Genomic DNA, 16,511 nt, shown 5'->3' on the forward strand with positions numbered 1-16,511 from the left:
CCGCGGACCCCGTCCGCACGGCACTCCCTCCCACCGGAAGCTCACCGCACGCACCCGCAAAGGAAAAGTTCCAACCGGAACAATTCGGTGTTACGGTTCGCCCACGTTGACGCACCTTCCGCGTCTACCTCAGTTCAGAGGACCTTGATGTGGACGAATCAATCGGCACACCCGTCACTGTCGGTACCGGCCGGAGACAGCCGGTAGCGGACGCTCCCGCACTCGAAACCGGGGACCAACCGTCCAAGTACGCCGCCGTCGCGATACCGCTCGCGCTCCTCGGCTGGTCGATCGCCCTCGTGCCGCCCCTGGCGGTCACGATCGCCCTTCGGCTGCGCGAGCTCGATCTCGCCGGCTCGGCAGGAAACCTCGGGCTCGTCCTCGGCGTGGGCGCCTTCTTCTCGTTCATCACCAACCCGCTGGCCGGGCGCCTGTCCGACCGGACCATGAGCCGCCACGGCATGCGGAAGCCGTGGATCCTCGCCGGGGCCCTCATCGGCTACGCCGGCATCGCCATCATCGCGTACGCGCCGGACGTGCTGTTCGTCCTGATCGGATGGAGCGTCGCCCAGGTCGGTCTCAACTTCGCCCTCGCCGCTCTCATAGCGATGCTGCCCGACCAGGTCGCACCCCGCCGTCGCGGACGTGTCGCGTCCTTCATCAGCCTCGCCCAGAACGTCGGAGGCGTCGGTGCGACGTTCCTGGTGCAGCTCTTCCCGATCGGAACCTTGCAGGTCCTCGTCCCGAGCCTCTTCGGCGTCGTCCTCATGCTCGGCGCGGTCGCCCCGGTCAAGGACCGCATCCGGACCGAACGCCCGGCCGAACGACTCGATGTGAGGGCTCTGTTCGGCTCCTTCGTCTTCAATCCGCGCCGGTATCCCGACCTGGGATGGGCGTGGCTGACGCGGTTCTTCCTCAACACGACGCAGTTCACCGCCACCAGCTACCTCACGTACTTCCTCATCGAGAACCTCGACGTGAGCGACGCCGAAGCACCGACCATGGTCTTCCAGGCCGTGCTCGCCAACGCGGTCGGCCTGCTCCTCGTCACCCCGGTGCTCGGCTGGCTCTCCGACAAGGTCGGTCGCCGCAAGCCGTTCGTCATCACCTCGTCGCTGATAGCGACCGCCGGCCTCGCCCTCATCGCCGTGTCCACGTCGATACCCCTGCTGCTGCTCGGGCAGCTCATCCTGGGCGCGGGAACGGGAGCCTTCTTCGCCGTCGAACTCGCCCTCCTCGCCGACGTGCTGCCGAACGAGGAAACCGCCGGCAAGGACCTCGGCGTCGCCAACCTGGCCCAGTCGCTGCCCCAGTCGATCATCCCCGTCGCGGCCCCCGGCATCATCGGCGCATTCGGCTACCCGGGCCTGTTCCTGGGCGGAGCCCTGTTCGGACTCCTCGGAGCGTTCAGCGTCACACGTGTACGGAAGGTACGCTGACCGCCGCTTGGACCTGCCCTGTCCCGGCGTCCAGGCTCCGGACCGTATTCCGAGGGCACCGGCTCCGCTGCGCGGTCCGGGTGGCGTCCCACAGCCGCGCGTCGTCCTCCCCGCCGGAGGCCGGCGTGCGGCCGTCCGGCGCGAACGCCTCCGCGCGCACCCCGCCGTCGTGGGCCGGCACGGGGTCGCCGAGGGACGCCGGCCGGTCGACCAGCGCTCCGTCCGGATCGGCGGCAGCGATTGCCCGCGGGCGCTGCGCGACGAGTACCACACCTACGACCTGGGCCCGGGCGATCGGTGCGTGTCCACGTCGACGTCCGCCGTGCGGGACGCGTTCCGCGCGGTGCCGAACCGGTGACGAGAGTCGTCGCCTCGGGCTCGGAATCAGTGCGCCAGCAACATCCGCCGTGCCAAGCGGGTGATCTCCCGCGTCGCCGGTGACAGCACCGAACCCTGTCTGCGGACCACCGCGATCGTGTCGTAGAGGGGCTCCGCGAAGCCGACGGTATGGAGGGTGTCGGGGAAGGCGCGGCTGCGGGCGACCGCGCGGGAGACGATCGTGTCGCCGGCTCCCCGGGCCACGATGTGCAGCGCGGATTCGACGTGCTCGACCTCGATGGCCGCGGACAGGGTGACGCCCTCCACCTGGGCGCGTTCGGCCAGTTGGCGGCGGGTGGGGTCCCGCCAGCCGTAGTGGGCGTCGTAGAGGATGAGGTTCGCCTTCGCGATGTCGGTCATGGTGACGGGCCGTGCGGTGCGGCCGGGGTCGGCGGAGGTGTAGACGACCTCGTCACGCATGAGGGGGGTGACGTCGAGGCCGTCGGCGTCGATGGGCAGGACGACGAGCCCGGCTTCCAGGTCCCCGGCGCTGACGGCTTCGGCGACCTCGACGGAGTTCAGGCCGACGATCCGCAGCCGCACCTTGGGGTGACGGGCGTGGAAGGTCTCCAGCAGTTCGGACAGGAAGTAGTAGTTGGCGTTGCGCAGCAGCCCGAAGGTGGCGACGCCGCCGTCGAGGGAGGTCAGGGAGCGCAGAGCGCGGTCGGCGCCGTCGGCCGCCTCGATCGCCTGCTGGGCATAGGGCAGGAGTTCCTCACCCGCGGCTGTCAGGACCAGTCGGCGCGGACCGCGGGTGAACAGGGGCACCCGGTAGTACTCCTCCATGCGTTTGATCAGTTCCGACACCGAGGGCTGGGTCGTGCGCAGCTCGGCCGCCGCGGCGGAGAACGTGCCCAGCCGTGCGGAGGTGAGGAAGGCGCGCAACTGGTTGAGGGTGATCGCCGCGGTGGAGGAGGGAGGCATGTCGAGGATCATGCCATAGGGTCGCCCTATGTGAGGTCGAGGACAATCCGGGGTTGTCCTTGAGGAGGTGCTGCCTCAGGCTCAGCGGTATGAAATTGAGCCACCGCTTCACCACCGCCTTCGCCGACCGTTTCACCCTGCTCAAGGCTCCCGGTGTGGACGCTCCCCCGGCCCAGCGCGACCCCGAGGTGATCGAGACCGTCAGCCGCATGCTGTCGGACATCGAGCGCCACGGCATGGACGCGATCCGCCGCTACGCGAGCTCCCTCGACGGCCAGTCCGACGGCCCGGTCGAACTCGGTGCGGCGGAGGTGGCCCGCAGCGGCGACCGGCTGCCCAAGGACCTGCGGGAGGCGATCGAACTCGGTGCCGAGCGCACCCGGCGGTTCGCCGGGCTCCAGCGCGCGCACCTGACGGACTTCGAGGAGGAGATCGCCTCCGGGCTGCTGGTCGGGCAGCGCTACGTACCCGTCGGCGCGGTCGGGGCGTATCTGCCGGCCGGGCGCTTCCCGCTCACGGCCAGCGCGTTCATGACCGTGGGCGTCGCCAAGGTCGCGGGTGTCCCCACGGTGGTGGGATGCACTCCGCCGCAGCCGGACGGTCGCGCCAACGACGCCGTCACCTATGCCGCCCACGTGTCCGGGATCGACCACCTCTACGTCCTCGGCGGCGTGCAGGCGCTGGCCGCCATGGCGTTCGGCCTGCTGGATCGGGCGCCCGTCGACATGATCGTCGGCGCGGGCAACGCCTATGTGGCCGAGGCCAAGCGCCAGCTGTTCGGCACGGTCGCCATCGACCTGCTCGCGGGCCCCTCCGAGGTCGCCGTCATCGCGGACGAAACGGCCGACGCCGAGGCCGTCGCGGCGGACCTGCTCGGTCAGGCCGAGCACGGTCCGACGTCCCCGGCCGCCCTCGTCACCACTTCCGAACGGCTGGGGCGGGAGGTTCTCGCGGCGGTCGAACGACAGCTGTCGGCCCTGTCGACGCGGGACATCTGCGGCCCCGCCTGGCGCGACCACGGCTCGGTCGTCCTGGTAGGCAGCCGGGAGGACGCCGTGGCGGTCATGGACGAGTTCGCGCCCGAGCACCTGGAGGTGCACACGGCCGAGGACGACTGGTACCACGACGCGCTGCGCAACTACGGTTCCCTCTTCCTCGGTCACTGGAGCACGGTGGCCTACTCGGACAAGGGCATGGCCGGCACGAACCACACCCTGCCGACCGCGGGCGGTGCCAAGCACAGCGCCGGGCTGTCCGTCTCCCGTTACCTCAAGCCGCTCACCTACCAGCGCGTCGCCCGGGAGGCGACCCCGCTCCTCGCCGAGGCCGTCCAGGTCATCTCCGCCAGCGAAGGCATGTCCGCCCACGAGGCCACGGCCACCCTGCGGCTGCGCACCTACGCGGGCTGACCCCGCCCGCTCCCCCGGCACCGAGGTGCCGCCCCTTGCGGGCCGCGCCGTCGCGCCCCGGACCACGACACTCCGTATCAGGGTGCCGGCGGGCCACCGGGCGCTCCGTCCACAGCAGTGAACTCCAGTGGTTCGTCCCGCCCCGGCCCTCCGGGCTCTCGCCGCCCCGGGACGGTCCGGGCCCCCTCGTCCCCCCCACCTCACGACCCAGCCATCCCGTACAGAGAACCGGTGCACCCATGAAATCCGTACGTCGTGAAGGGGCGGGCCCGCCCCGGTTCGTCCCGGTCGCCGCCGCGGTCACCGCGCTGGCCGCCCTGCTGGCCTGCGCCGGATGCAGTCCGCCCGGGGCGGGCAAGAGCCCAGCCGGGGCGAACCAGCTCGCCGTCACCGACCCGGTGACCCCCGCGCAGGTCGCCGAGCTGGGCGAGGTCACGCTGCGGATGTGGGCGGACCAGGCGGAGAGACCCCTGATGAAGTCCGTGGTGCCGGCCTTCGAGAAGCGGTATCCGAATGTCGAGGTCGACATCACCTACAAGAGCTTCGACGACCTCGTCGCCACCGTCGTCAACGCCGCCTCCGGCACCAACCCGCCCGACCTGTTCCAGGGCAACATCGGCTACGCGGTCGACGGGGCGCTGGTCAAGGCCAAGCTGGTCCGGCCGCTGGACGACGTGGCGGCCGCCTACGGCTGGATCACGGGCACCGGTGCCAGCACCCTCGCCCCCGCCCGCTGGAACGGCTCGGGCACCGCGTTCGGCAACGGCAACCTCTACGGCATGTCGCCCGTCAGCGAGGTCCAGGGCATCTACTACAACAAGGCCCAACTCGAGGAACTCGGTCTGCGGCCGCCTCGGTCCCTCGCCGACCTGGAGAAGGACCTGCCGCTCGTCAAGAAGGCCGGCAAGCAGCCGATCATGCTGGGCAACAGCGACCAGTACGCCGCCACCCACATCTTCTCCGACCTCGCCGTCACCGAGCAGTCCCCTGCCTCGATCCGGGACTGGATCGGCGGCAAGGCGGGCACCACCTTCGTCACCCCGGGCAACGCGAAGGCGGCCGGCACGCTGGCCGACTGGGCGAAGAAGGGGTACTTCGGCTCCGGCTACGACGGCCTGAGCAACGAGGACGCCATCTCCCGCTTCGCCAAGGGCTCGGGCGTCTTCTTCGTCGGCGGATCGTGGAACGGCGCCACGCTCGACCCCGAGAAGTTCGGCTTCGGCGCCCTGACCACCGGTGGCGCCGGCGCCACCGCCTCGCCCTGGCACATCTCCGCCTCCTCCGAGGTCACCCCCGCCGCGGTCGCCTTCCTCGCCGCCCTGCACACCCCGCGGACCGGCCAGGAGATCCTCGACACCGGCCGGCTTCCCGTCGTCACCGACGGCGTGAAAGGCGGCAACAGCCTGCAGAGCCAGACCCTCGACGCGCTCAAGCGCACCATCACCGCCGGAACCCAGGTCGGCTACTACGACTGGACCGCCACCGACATGCTCGACGTCATGGGCGGCAAGCTCCAGGAGGTCATGTCCGGCCGCACGAGCAGTTCGGAGTTCATGACGGCGGTCCAGGCCTCCTGGCGGACGGCGAGGCAGGCGCGATGAGCACCGCGGCCCCCACCACCGGACCGGGCACCGCCACCTCCGCACCGCCCGCCAGGGGCGGCGCCGGCCGCCGGCGCCGCCGCCCCTCCTCCGTCACCCGCCTGTCCTCCCTGTCCTGGACCTCGCTGCTGTACGTCGCCCCGGCCCTGGCCTTCTTCGGCGTCTTCGTGCTCTACCCCATCGGCATCTCCGTCTGGTACTCGTTCTACGCCTACGACGGTCTGACCGTGGGCACGCCGGTCGGATGGGGCAACTACACGGCCGTCTTCACCGACGGCCGGCTGCGCGCCGCACTGCTGCACTCACTGGTCCTGCTGTTCTTCTACGCCGCCCTGCCGGTGTGTGTCGGCCTGCTGCTGGCCGGGGCGATGTCCCGGATCCGGGTGTACGGACTGACGGTGTTCCGGGCGGTGCTGTTCCTGCCGCAGATCCTGTCCAGCGTCGTCGTCGCCGTCGCCTGGCGGAACCTGCTCGCCGAGGACGGCCCCGTCAACGCGGTGCTCCGGGCCGTGGGACTGGGCCGGTTCGCCACCAGCTGGCTGGGCGACTTCGACACCGCCCTGCCGTCGATCGGCGTGATCGGCACCTGGGTGGAGTACGGGCTGTGCATGGTGCTCTTCCTCAGCGGCATCGTCGCCATCGACCGCTCCACCTACGAGGCGGCCCGCCTCGACGGCGCCGGGCCGGTGCGGGAGTTCTTCGCGATCACCCTGCCCGCCCTGCGCCCGCAGATCTCGATCGCGCTGATCCTCACCATCACCTTCGCGCTGCGCAACTTCGACCTGATCTGGAACACCACCCGGGGCGGCCCCGGCACCACCACGACCGTGCCCAGCCTGTACGTGTACCAGGACGCGTTCCAGAACCGCATGCTCGGCCGCGCCTCCGCCCTGGCCATCGTGCTGACGCTGGTGATCCTCCTCGTCGTGGTGGTCGTCCAGCTGGCGCTGCGCGAACGCGAGGGCCCGCGGCGCCGGTTCACCGGGCCACGCACGCCGGACAGGAAGGTGCAGTCGTCATGAGGATCGCCCGGAGCGAGAGCATCGCCACCCACGCGCTGCTCGTCCTCGCGTCCGTCGTCGCCGTCTTCCCGCTGGCGTCGATCATCGTCTCGTCCCTGCGGGGGGTGGCCGGCTCGTCCGGCGGGCTGTCGTTCGCCGGCTACTCCACGGCCTGGACCCAGGGCCGGTTCGGCTCCGCCCTGCTGTCGAGCGCGCTGGTGTCGGTCACCGTCGTGGTGGTCACCGTCGTGCTGGCCGCCCTGGCCGGCTACGCGCTCGCCACCATGCGGGTGCCCGGCGGCAAGGTCATCGTGGCGCTGCTGCTGGTGGGGCTGGTCCTGCCCTACGAGGTGACCGTGCTGCCGCTGTACGAGCTGCTCACCGGATGGCGTCTCATCGACACCTACTGGGCGCTGATCCTGCCGCAGATCGCGCTGTCGGTGCCGCTGGGCGTGCTGTGGATGCGGTCGTTCTTCGCCTCCGTCCCGGTGGAGCTGCTGGAAGCGGCGCGCATCGACGGCACCAGCCGCCTGCAGAGCCTGCGCCTGGTCGTCCTGCCCATCGCCGGGCCCGCGATCACCACCTTGAGCACCGTGCTGTTCCTGTTCACGTGGAACGAGTTCCTCCTCGCGCTCATCCTCGTCCCCGACAACCCGTCGGTGCAGACCGTGCCGCTGGCGCTGTCCTTCTTCTCCGGGGCCGCCCGTTCCAGTGATCCGGCCGTGACAGCGGCCGCCGCCGTCCTGGTCGCCCTGCCGGTGCTGCTGGCCTATGTCTTCCTCCAGCGGCGCCTGATCAGCGGCCTGACCGAAGGAGCCGTCAAATGACCGCGCCCGCCCCGAACCCGGACAGTGGCGTCGCTCGTGTGGTGTGCGAGCAACTCGCGCCACGGGTCGGCGATCTGGCCCACAACAAGGAACTGGCGATCGACGCCGTCCGGCGCGCCCTCTCCGAACGGGCCGACATCGTCGTCCTGCCCGAACTCGCCACATCGGGTTACGTGTTCGCCGACACGGACGAGGCACGGCGTACGTCGATCACACCCGGCGACGCCTTCTTCACCGACCTCGCCCGTCTGCTGGCCGGCACCCGTACCGTCGTCGTGCTCGGCTTCTGCGAGGACGGCGGCCCCACGCTGTACAACAGCGCCGCCGTCCTCGACGCCGATGGCGTACGCGCCGTGTACCGCAAGACCCACCTGTGGGACCGCGAGACGCTGTTCTTCACTCCCGGCGAGCAGATGGCCCCCGTCGTCACCACGGCGCACGGCCGTATCGGCGTACTGATCTGTTACGACCTGGAATTCCCGGAGATGCCCCGCCGACTGGCCACGGCGGGCGCCGATCTGATCGCCGTACCGACCAACTGGCCCCTGGAGGAGCACCCGGTCGGCGAACGCCCCGCCGAGATCGTGCAGGCCCAGGCCGCCGCACGCGCCAACGGCGTCTACATCGCCTGCGCGGACCGCGGCGGCACCGAACGCGGGCAGGCCTGGACGCAGGGGACGGCCGTCATCAACCAGTACGGCTGGATCACCGCCACCGCGACCGCCGCGACACGGCACCGGGCCGTCACCGACGTCTTCCTCCACCTCTCCCGGGACAAGTCCCTCTCCCCGCACAACGACCTGCTCCGCGACCGCCGAACCGACCTCTACGCCCAGGAGAGCCCTCAGCTATGACGTCAGCCGACACCACGCCCGCGCCGGCAGCCACCGGCCCCGCGGCGGACGACGCCTGGTGGCGCACGGCCGTCATCTACCAGATCTACCCGCGCTCCTTCGCCGACAGCGACGGCGACGGCACCGGCGACCTGCCCGGCATCACCGCCCGCCTGGACCATCTGGCCGATCTCGGCGTCGACGCCCTGTGGCTCTCGCCGTTCTACCCCTCCCCGCAGGTGGACGGCGGCTACGACGTCGCCGACTACCGCGACGTCGACCCGCGCTACGGCACCCTCCGCGACTTCGACGCCCTGCTGGCCCGCGCCCACGCGGTGGGCATCCGCGTCGTCGTCGACCTCGTCCCGAACCACTGCTCCGCACAGCACCCCTCCTTCCAGGCGGCATTGGCGGCGCCGCCCGGCAGCGCGGAACGGGCCCTGTTCCACTTCCGCGACGGCCGCGGCCCTGACGGCAACCTGCCGCCCAACGACTGGACGTCGATGTTCGAGGGCCCCGCCTGGACCCGCGTCACCGAGGCCGACGGCAGCCCCGGGCAGTGGTACCTCCACCTGTTCGACCCCGGCCAGCCCGACTGGAACTGGGACAACCCCGCCGTGCGCGAGGACTTCGAGACGACGCTCAGGTTCTGGCTCGACCGCGGCGTCGACGGCTTCCGTGTCGACGTCTGCGACGCCCTCGTCAAAGCCCCCGGCCTGCCGGACTGGCCGCACCCCACCCACGGGGTCATCGAACCGGTCGACGGTGTGATGCCGCCCATGTGGGACCAGGACGGCATCCACGACATCTTCCGCGCCTGGCGCCGACTGCTGGACGGCTACGACGGCCACCGCATCCTGTGCGCAGAAGCCTGGCTGCCCCCGGAGCGCGCCGCGCGCATCATCCGCGCCGACGAGATGCACCAGGCCTTCAACTTCCGCTTCCTGGAGACTCCGTGGCAGCCGGCGGCCCTGCGCCGCGTCATCGACGAGTCCCTGGCCGCCAACGACGCCGTGGGCGCCCCCACCACCTGGGTGCTGTCCAACCATGACGTCATGCGCCACGCCAGCCGCTTCGGCTACGACGGCCCCGTCGCCCTGGAGCACGGCGTCGGCGCCGACGACCCCCAGCCCGACCACGCGCTCGGCCTGCGCCGTGCTCGCGCCGCGACCGCGCTGATGCTGGCCCTGCCCGGCTCCGCCTACCTCTACCAGGGGGAGGAACTCGGCCTGCCCGAAGTCACCGACCTGCCCGACTCCGCCCGGCAGGACCCCGTATGGGAGCGCTCCGGACACCGTATCCGCGGCCGTGACGGCTGCCGGGTCCCCTTGCCCTGGACCGCCGACGGCCCCGCCCTGGGCTTCAGCAGCACTTCCGACACCTGGCTGCCTCAGCCCTCCTCCTACGCCTCCTACGCGGCCGACACCCAACGCGACGATCCCGACTCGACCCTCAGCCTCTACCGCCGCCTGCTGTCACTGCGCCGCCGGTACGGGCTGGGTGCGGGAGAGCTCCGCTGGCTGCCGTCGCCGCCCGGGCTGCTGCGCTTCGCCAACGGCTCCGTCGAGGTCCTGGCCAACCTCACCGCCGAGCCGGTGCCCCTTCCGTCCGGGGTCCGGATACTGACCGCCTCGACGGCAGTGAGCGACCGACTGCCGGCCGAGGGGACGGTCTGGTTCGTCAGGGAGTAGCCGCGAAAGATTCCCAGCCGTCCAAAATGCCTGGTCGCGAGGGGGGTGCCTTCTTCTCCCCTTGTGGAGTGAACGATGGTTACAGCGACGGAAGCGACCGAACGGCGGCGATACCGCGCCGTCGGCCGAGTCGGTCGACAGCCGAGTCGGTCGACAGCCGGGCCGGCGCGGGGCGACCGGACCGCCGCCGTCGGCCCCGCGCGGGAGGTGCGCGTACCCGCGGACACCGAAGCGGCCGACGGACGCGGCAAGTCCGCCGTCCGGGGTTTCATCGACTCCTCCATGCACGGCAGCGGACAGGAGGACATCGACCGCTAAGGAAGGGGCGCCTCAGCCCCGGCGGCCGGGAAGCATGGCCAGGGCCTTGGAGCGCTGTGCGACAAGGTCGCCGTAGGTGCCGTCGCGCTCGGCCCAGCGGTGCATCAGGACGCCCTTCACGAGGATTTCGCGAGGGGTGGGAGTTTGCGAGAGCAACTGCATGACCTCGGCGGCGAAGTCTTCGAGCCGCAGTGCGTGCGGGTTGACCTTCTCCTGGCCCGCCGTGGCGACGGCCGGGGGGACCAGTTCGACGACGCCTACGCCGGTGCCGTCGAGTTGCGCGCGCAGCGCCTCGGAGTAGGCGTGCACCGCGGCTTTCGACGCGGCGTAGCTGGGCATGGGCGGGAACGGCAGGAAGCCGATGCCGGAGGTAACGGTGACGAAGGTGCCGGCGCCCTGCCGGACCAGGTGCGGAGTGAAGGCGTCGATGACCCGGATCGTGCCGAGCAGATTGGTGTCGATCGTCGTCGCGGCCACCTCGAAGTGCCCGGGGTCGCGCAGGTCCTCCATGTGCATGACGCCTGCCATCGTGATCACGGTGTCCAGCCCGGGGTACCGGGCGAGCACGGCGTCACGAGCAGAGGTGACCGAGGCCCCGTCGGTGACGTCGACGCTGATCGTGCCGATGCCCTCCGCGGCCTGTTCCGTCAGTGCCTCCGTGCTGCGGCCGCCGACGATCACGGTGCTGCCCGCCGCGGTGAACCGCCGGGCCAGCTCCCGCCCGATACCCGAAGTTCCGCCGACGATGAGAACGGTGCGACTGGAGAGATCCACGAAATCGTCCCTTCGATGCAGAGCGCCCTCGGCGTACCGGCCCTCGGCGCGAACAGTGCTCTTCCCGTCGCTTCCGCAACGGTGCTGTTGCAGTCTCGACGGCTTCTGCCGCGTGTGGCAGGGCTCCCGTTTTCCCTGGTCCTGTCAGGGCCCCCTCTCATGCGGGTGGACCGCATTACGGTGTCGGTATGAAGGATGGGGAATCCGGCAACCGGCTCGGCAGCTACCTTCGTGCCCGGCGCGAGCTGGTCTCACCGGCACAGGCGGGCCTCCCGCCCGGCGGCAACCGCCGTGTCCCCGGACTGCGCCGCGAAGAAGTCGCCCTGCTCGCAGGAATCAGTCCCGATTACTACCTGCGCCTGGAGCGAGGCCGTGACAGGAACCCCTCGCCACAGGTGCTCGAATCACTCGCGCGTGTCCTGCGGCTCGACGACGTCGAGCGGGCGTATCTGCTCGGCCTGGCTACGGCACGTCCTGGGGCGCCGCGCCGCAAGCGGCCCGAGCAGGTGCCGACGCGGGTGCACGAGCTGCTCGCCCACCTTCAGATTCCCGCGTTCGTCGAAGGGCGTGCGTTCGACGTCCTGGCCTCCAACCCCATGGCCGTCGCGCTTTCCCCGCGCCTTCAGCCCGGCCGGAACCGGCTTCGTTCTCTCCTCCTCGATCCCGAGGAACGAGCCTTCCACCAGGACTGGGCGAAGGCCACAGCGGATTTCGTCGCCGCCCTTCGCACCACCATCGGGGACGACACCGACAACCCCCGATATGTCGAACTCGTCGGAGAGCTCGCTCTGTCCAGTCAGCGGTTCCGCACCCTGTGGGCCCGCCACGACGTCCGCAGGCTCGACGGGGGCGCCACCACGGTCCACCACCCGGTCGTGGGTGAACTGCGCCTCTACCGGGACAAACTCCCCATCGACGACGTCATCCTCGTCGTCTATTACCCGGACAAGGACAGCGACAGCGACGAGAAGCTGCGACTCCTCGCCGCGCTGTCGTACACCGAGTCCTCCGGCACGGCACAGGACGCACCGGCGGCCGACCCGCGTCCAGGGGCCTCCTGACGCCGGCCGCGCCCCCCAGCCGCCTGCTGGACAATGCCCGAGACCATTCATGGACTCAATATCCAGATTTAGACATTGCGTCTACGAGAGCTGAGTGAGGGCGGTCAGGTGACAGACGTCGTCGACGGTGTGGAGAAAGGCGACTCCAGGGACGTCGTCACCTCGAACGCGGCCGGGGCGGACGAGCACCTCATCCGCGAGGCGGAGAGGATCGCCATTGCACTGGGCCGCATGTTCCCCGGCCTGTGCGAGGTGGTCCTGCACGACCTGCGTGATCCGCGCCACGCGATCCGGGTGATCGAGAACAACCTCTCCGGCCGCGAGGTCGGGGACTCCGTCACCGAGCTGGGTCTGGCCCGCATCGAGGATCCCGGCTACCCCAGCGTGATCCAGAACTACCCCAATCAGTTCCCCGACGGCCGCCCGGCGAAGAGCACGTCCATCGGGATCAAGAACGCCTCCGGCGAGTACATCGCGGCGCTCTGCCTGAACCTGGACGTGTCGGTGCTGTCCCCGGTGACGCTCGCGTTGTCCAATCTCGTGGCGACGGACACCGAGCACCGCGAGCAGGCTCTGGAGTCCTTGCGGGATCGCAGCGCGCGCGAACTACGCCGGACCGTGGAGGAGCTGGCGGCGGAGCGGGGCGCGACACCCAGGTCGCTGGGCCGGGAGGACAAGAAGGCGCTGGTGCGACAGCTGCGCCAGGACGGCTATTTCGACTCGCGTGATGCCGCACAAGCCATCGCGGATCTGCTGGGCGTGTCCCGGGCGACCGTCTACAACTACGCCAAGTAAGGGGCACTCGTGGATGCAGCACGCTCGGCCACGGGTCCGGGGCCCGCCGCCCCGTCCGCCCCTGGCCTGCGGCCGGCCGCCCGCCCTCTTCTGCACATCACCGAGGAGCGGACAGCCACGGTCGTGGACGAGGCTCCGGCCTTGGAAGCGGCCCGCTCCGCATTCACCGCCACGGTCGAGAGCGCGGCCTTTCCCGCTCTCGCCGTACACGGGTCCGATCCGCGCAATCGGTTCACCCTCAAGCCGGCCGCGTCCGCGACCCACGCTGGGGTGAAGATCGGCACCTACTGGCCGGGCAACACCGATCACGGACTACCACGGCATCATTCCACCCTGCTGCTGTTCGACCAGACGATCGGCAGGGTCGCGGCCGTGTTGGAGCTCGGTACCGCGAACGCCTACCGGACCGCCGCCGCCGACGCTCTGGCCGTCGACCTGCCGGCCCGCGCCGGCACCACCACGCTGGCCGTCTTCGGCACCGGTCATCAGGCCGGCTACGAGATCGCGGCCGTCAGCCGTGTCCGGCCCATCGCCGAGGTCCTGGTCGTGGGACGCACAGCCGAGCGAGCCGAGCGGATGGCCGCGGTGCAGACGGCCCGGGGGCACAATGCGCGCAGCGTGAACGCCGAGGAAGCCTGTGCCCGGGCCGACGTGATCGTCACCGCCACGACCGCCCGGGCCGGCACTCCCCCGCTGTTCGAGGCCGCGTGGGTCCGGCCCGGCACGCACATCTCGTGCATGGGCGCCGACGCCCCCCCAAACTTCCGCGCATCGTCCAACTGCTGCGCCGCGGCGTCACCCTGCGCATCCTGCTGGACAGCACGGAGCAGGCACAGTTCGTCGCCCGAGCCTCCCGGGAGGCCGGCCTGTCCCTTCCCGCCCAGATCGAGATCGACTGCGACGGCCACCGCGGTGGTCTCACGGCCGACGCGCCGCAACTCGTCCAGATCGGACGCGTCTTGCACGGGGCGGGATGTCTGGACGGAGTGCTGACGCACGCGGGCGAGTCCTACTTCGCCAACAGCGCCGAGGAACAACGCCTCGCGGCGAAGAACGAACGCGACACCGCCGTCGTCGCGGCGGAGCGACTGCGCGCTGCCGGCCTGCCCGTGGCCACCGTCAGCGTCGGCTCCACCCCCACCGCTCACGCGGCCGAGGATCTCACCGGCGTCACCGAACTACGCGCCGGCAACTACGTCTTCTTCGACCTGGTGATGGCCGGCCTCGGTGTCTGCCACGTCGAGGACATCGCCCTGTCGGTCGTCGTCACCGTCATCGGCCATCGCCCCGAATACGGCTGGATCGTCACCGACGGCGGCTGGATGGCCATGTCCCGCGACCGCGGCACCGCCGCCCAGGCGCAGGACCAGGGCTACGGCCTGGTCACCGACCTGGACGGCAACCTCATTCCCGACCTGGTCATGACCGCGGCCGGCCAGGAACACGGCACCCTCACCACCCGCGACGGCGGTCGCCTTCCCGACCTGCCCGTCGGCACCCGCCTGCGGGTCCTGCCCAACCACGCCTGCGCCACCGCCGCCCAGCACCAGACCTACCACGTCATCGACGGCATCCGGCCCACGAGTACCGCACCGGAGATCCACAGCGTCTGGCCGCGGGTCACCGGCTGGTGACCGATACGCACACCGGCTCGTTCGGTGGAGCGCGGCGAGTACAGCATGATCCAGTGGTCCCGTTCGGGGTCGTGGAGCATCTCGATGTCGAACCCCAGCCGGCCGCGCGTGGGGTGGCGCATGCGCTTCACCGCTGAGCGCCAGGCGCCGACCTCTCCCCGCTCCCAGCGGTCGCGGAAGCGCGTGCTGGTCGCCGCCAGTTCGGCGACCAGGGAGCGGAGGTAGGCATCGTCGGGACAGCGGCTGGGCGCCGTGCGGAGTTCCGCTGCGGCCACCCCGGTGACCTGTTCGGCTCCGTCCTCGCCGAGCAGGTCGGGGAGTGCGGTGGCGGTGAAGGCCTGGTGGGCGATGTTGTGTCCGTATCGGCCCGTGGCCGACAGCGCTCGCCATCCGGCAGGAGGAAAGCGCACGCGAGGCCGCGGGAGCCTTCGGCGAACAGACGTGGTTCACCGGCCCGGTCGCCATGATCCAGGACGCCGCGATCGACGTCGTCACGGTCTCGGTCAAGGTCCCGGCCACCGTGCCTGGTCCTCGCAGCCCTTCAAGCGGGTGAAGCCGTCCACCGCCAGACGCCACTGGGGACTTCTCCCGCCGAGACCCGTATGCGCGCGCAGGCGGCCCGGGTGACGAAGGGCGGGCCCACTCCGTCCGGAGCCGGCCAACGCCGGCCACCTCGAATCCGCGCTGCGTGCGGAGTGCACTGCTCGACTACCCACTGTCACGTTCGCGGGCCCACTCGCGACGCTCACAGGGTTTGTCGACTCGCATCGGATCCGGGTCCGCGTCGAGCTGCTCCCGTCGGCGCGGGAACTCGAACCCCGCCTGGAACGACTCCTGTTCTGTCAGCGGCCCCAAGTACCACCTCCCGGTTCTCAAGACCGGATGACAGCCACACACAGGAGGCACCTCGTGAAGCGCAGGCACTTTCTACGCCGGACGACAACGGCAGGGGCGGCAGCCCTGGGAGCGGGGATGCTCACAGTCACGGCTTCAGGCGTCGAAGCAGCGGGAGGTGCCTCGCGAAGGACGAGACCACTGCGTGTCGACATCATCATGTTCGACGGAGTCGAGGAACTGGACTGCATCGCTCCGTACGAGGTCTTCTCGGCTGCCGCCATGCACAGCGCGAGCGGGGTCGAAGTCCGCTACGTCACGACCGGTCGGCCGAGACTGATCCGCTGCGCGTACGGAACGGGAATCCACGTGAAACACCGTTGGGCTCCGCAGGATACGGATCTGGTCGTGGTTCCGGGTGGCGGCTACGCACGTCGCGAAGGCCCCGGCATCTGGGCCGAGATCGAAAGCGGCGCGATCCCGCGAGCACTTGCCGCCGCTCCCCGCAGCGGGCTGACGATCAGCTCGCTCTGCACTGGGGCGGTGCTGCTGGCAGCGGCCGGACTGACCAAGGGACGCCCGTGCACCACGCACCACGGCGCGAAGGCGTACCTGGAAGGACAGGGCGGTGTCTTCAAGAACGCCCGCGTGGTCGACGACGGGGATCTCGTCACCGCCGGAGGTATCACCTCAGGGTTGGACCTGAGCCTGTGGCTGGTCGGACGCGAACTGGGGTCGGACGCCGCGACAGGCGTCGAGGTCATGCTGGAGTACGAGGCCCGCGGAACAGTCTGGCAACGGCCCTGATCGCAGAGCCCCTCGACGAGCGCCGAGGGCTGCGGGCGAGACACCGTGTTCCCTCACCTTCCTTCTCACGGACCGCGGAGAAGGGACGAGTCGGTTGCTCACCGGGGCCTTCCCGCTTCGAATGCGCGGTGCCCGTACGCGGTTCGCGGCGACCGCAACGGGCACCACCGGCCAGACGACACCGC

At 70.6% G+C, this 16,511-nt stretch carries 14 protein-coding genes and 1 pseudogene; 12 read left to right on the forward strand and 3 right to left on the reverse strand.

Annotation, left to right across the window (positions count from 1 at the left end; all coding sequences use genetic code 11):
• The first annotated feature begins 149 nt into the window (after positions 1-149).
• Both ACF1DX_RS35465 and ACF1DX_RS35470 read left to right on the forward strand, forming a co-directional pair.
• Complete coding sequence (locus ACF1DX_RS35465) at positions 150-1,439, forward strand: MFS transporter (protein WP_391795266.1); 1,290 nt, start codon at positions 150-152, stop codon at positions 1,437-1,439.
• A 169-nt stretch (positions 1,440-1,608) separates the two neighbouring features.
• Positions 1,609-1,797 carry a hypothetical protein gene (locus tag ACF1DX_RS35470; RefSeq protein ID WP_391795267.1) on the forward strand — a complete coding sequence of 63 codons (189 nt, stop codon included), beginning with the start codon at positions 1,609-1,611 and terminating at the stop codon, positions 1,795-1,797.
• A 26-nt stretch (positions 1,798-1,823) separates the two neighbouring features.
• On the opposite strand, the gene ACF1DX_RS35475 is transcribed toward ACF1DX_RS35470, so the two are convergent.
• A complete protein-coding gene (locus tag ACF1DX_RS35475; RefSeq protein WP_391795268.1) occupies positions 1,824-2,741 on the reverse strand; it encodes a LysR family transcriptional regulator in 918 nt (305 codons plus the stop codon).
• 89 nt (positions 2,742-2,830) lie between these two features.
• Here ACF1DX_RS35475 and hisD point away from each other — a divergent pair, with 89 nt between their 5' ends.
• The 6 genes from hisD (at position 2,831) to ACF1DX_RS35505 (ending at position 10,103) form a co-directional block, all read left to right on the forward strand.
• On the forward strand, positions 2,831-4,150 hold the full coding sequence (hisD, locus tag ACF1DX_RS35480) for a histidinol dehydrogenase (RefSeq protein WP_391795269.1): 1,320 nt from the start codon (positions 2,831-2,833) through the stop codon (positions 4,148-4,150).
• A 239-nt stretch (positions 4,151-4,389) separates the two neighbouring features.
• The gene (locus ACF1DX_RS35485) at positions 4,390-5,751 is read left to right on the forward strand and encodes an ABC transporter substrate-binding protein (RefSeq protein ID WP_391795270.1); all 1,362 of its coding nucleotides are present in this window, start codon (positions 4,390-4,392) and stop codon (positions 5,749-5,751) included.
• On the forward strand, positions 5,748-6,773 hold the full coding sequence (locus tag ACF1DX_RS35490; RefSeq protein WP_391795271.1) for a carbohydrate ABC transporter permease: 1,026 nt from the start codon (positions 5,748-5,750) through the stop codon (positions 6,771-6,773). The genes ACF1DX_RS35485 and ACF1DX_RS35490 overlap by 4 nt, the downstream gene beginning before the upstream one ends.
• Entirely contained in the window at positions 6,770-7,579 is an 810-nt protein-coding gene (locus ACF1DX_RS35495) for a carbohydrate ABC transporter permease (protein ID WP_391795272.1), read from the forward strand. The genes ACF1DX_RS35490 and ACF1DX_RS35495 overlap by 4 nt, the downstream gene beginning before the upstream one ends.
• Positions 7,576-8,433: a nitrilase-related carbon-nitrogen hydrolase gene (locus ACF1DX_RS35500; protein WP_391795273.1), complete on the forward strand. Its 858-nt coding sequence runs from the start codon at positions 7,576-7,578 to the stop codon at positions 8,431-8,433. Before ACF1DX_RS35495 ends, ACF1DX_RS35500 begins: the two co-directional genes overlap by 4 nt.
• Entirely contained in the window at positions 8,430-10,103 is a 1,674-nt protein-coding gene (locus ACF1DX_RS35505) for a glycoside hydrolase family 13 protein (RefSeq protein ID WP_391795274.1), read from the forward strand. Before ACF1DX_RS35500 ends, ACF1DX_RS35505 begins: the two co-directional genes overlap by 4 nt.
• A 330-nt stretch (positions 10,104-10,433) precedes the next feature.
• Here the strand turns inward: ACF1DX_RS35505 and ACF1DX_RS35510 are convergent, their stop codons facing one another.
• On the reverse strand, positions 10,434-11,195 hold the full coding sequence (locus ACF1DX_RS35510; protein ID WP_391795275.1) for an SDR family oxidoreductase: 762 nt from the start codon (positions 11,193-11,195) through the stop codon (positions 10,434-10,436).
• Between the two features lie 188 nt (positions 11,196-11,383).
• Here ACF1DX_RS35510 and ACF1DX_RS35515 point away from each other — a divergent pair, with 188 nt between their 5' ends.
• From ACF1DX_RS35515 to ACF1DX_RS35525, 3 genes and pseudogenes are all read left to right on the forward strand, one after another.
• Positions 11,384-12,256 (forward strand): helix-turn-helix transcriptional regulator, encoded by an 873-nt coding sequence (locus ACF1DX_RS35515; RefSeq protein ID WP_391795276.1) that lies wholly within the window; start codon positions 11,384-11,386, stop codon positions 12,254-12,256.
• A 129-nt stretch (positions 12,257-12,385) separates the two neighbouring features.
• A complete protein-coding gene (locus ACF1DX_RS35520) occupies positions 12,386-13,051 on the forward strand; it encodes a transcriptional regulator (RefSeq protein ID WP_391795330.1) in 666 nt (221 codons plus the stop codon).
• A 123-nt stretch (positions 13,052-13,174) separates the two neighbouring features.
• Positions 13,175-14,685 (forward strand): annotated as a pseudogene (locus ACF1DX_RS35525) (alanine racemase).
• Here ACF1DX_RS35525 and ACF1DX_RS35530 read toward each other — a convergent pair.
• Positions 14,604-15,095, reverse strand: a complete 492-nt coding sequence (locus ACF1DX_RS35530; protein WP_391795277.1) for a hypothetical protein — start codon at positions 15,093-15,095, stop codon at positions 14,604-14,606. The pseudogene ACF1DX_RS35525 and the gene ACF1DX_RS35530 sit on opposite strands and share 82 nt — an antisense overlap.
• 562 nt (positions 15,096-15,657) lie before the next feature.
• Here ACF1DX_RS35530 and ACF1DX_RS35535 point away from each other — a divergent pair.
• Complete coding sequence (locus tag ACF1DX_RS35535; RefSeq protein ID WP_391795278.1) at positions 15,658-16,326, forward strand: DJ-1/PfpI family protein; 669 nt, start codon at positions 15,658-15,660, stop codon at positions 16,324-16,326.
• Positions 16,327-16,511 lie beyond the last annotated feature (185 nt).

The organism is Streptomyces sp. NPDC014676 (genome assembly GCF_043084105.1).
GTDB lineage: Bacteria > Actinomycetota > Actinomycetes > Streptomycetales > Streptomycetaceae > Streptomyces.

Bases quoted from the DNA above. Each gene is read 5' to 3' on its own strand.
- ACF1DX_RS35500 (WP_391795273.1), top strand. From the start codon at position 7,576: ATGACCGCGCCCGCCCCGAACCCGGACAGTGGCGTCGCTCGTGTGGTG.
- ACF1DX_RS35535 (WP_391795278.1), top strand. From the start codon at position 15,658: ATGCTCACAGTCACGGCTTCAGGCGTCGAAGCAGCGGGAGGTGCCTCG.
- ACF1DX_RS35475 (WP_391795268.1), bottom strand. From the start codon at position 2,741: ATGCCTCCCTCCTCCACCGCGGCGATCACCCTCAACCAGTTGCGCGCC.
- ACF1DX_RS35490 (WP_391795271.1), top strand. From the start codon at position 5,748: ATGAGCACCGCGGCCCCCACCACCGGACCGGGCACCGCCACCTCCGCA.
- ACF1DX_RS35485 (WP_391795270.1), top strand. From the start codon at position 4,390: ATGAAATCCGTACGTCGTGAAGGGGCGGGCCCGCCCCGGTTCGTCCCG.
- hisD (WP_391795269.1), top strand. From the start codon at position 2,831: ATGAAATTGAGCCACCGCTTCACCACCGCCTTCGCCGACCGTTTCACC.
- ACF1DX_RS35495 (WP_391795272.1), top strand. From the start codon at position 6,770: ATGAGGATCGCCCGGAGCGAGAGCATCGCCACCCACGCGCTGCTCGTC.
- ACF1DX_RS35505 (WP_391795274.1), top strand. From the start codon at position 8,430: ATGACGTCAGCCGACACCACGCCCGCGCCGGCAGCCACCGGCCCCGCG.
- ACF1DX_RS35515 (WP_391795276.1), top strand. From the start codon at position 11,384: ATGAAGGATGGGGAATCCGGCAACCGGCTCGGCAGCTACCTTCGTGCC.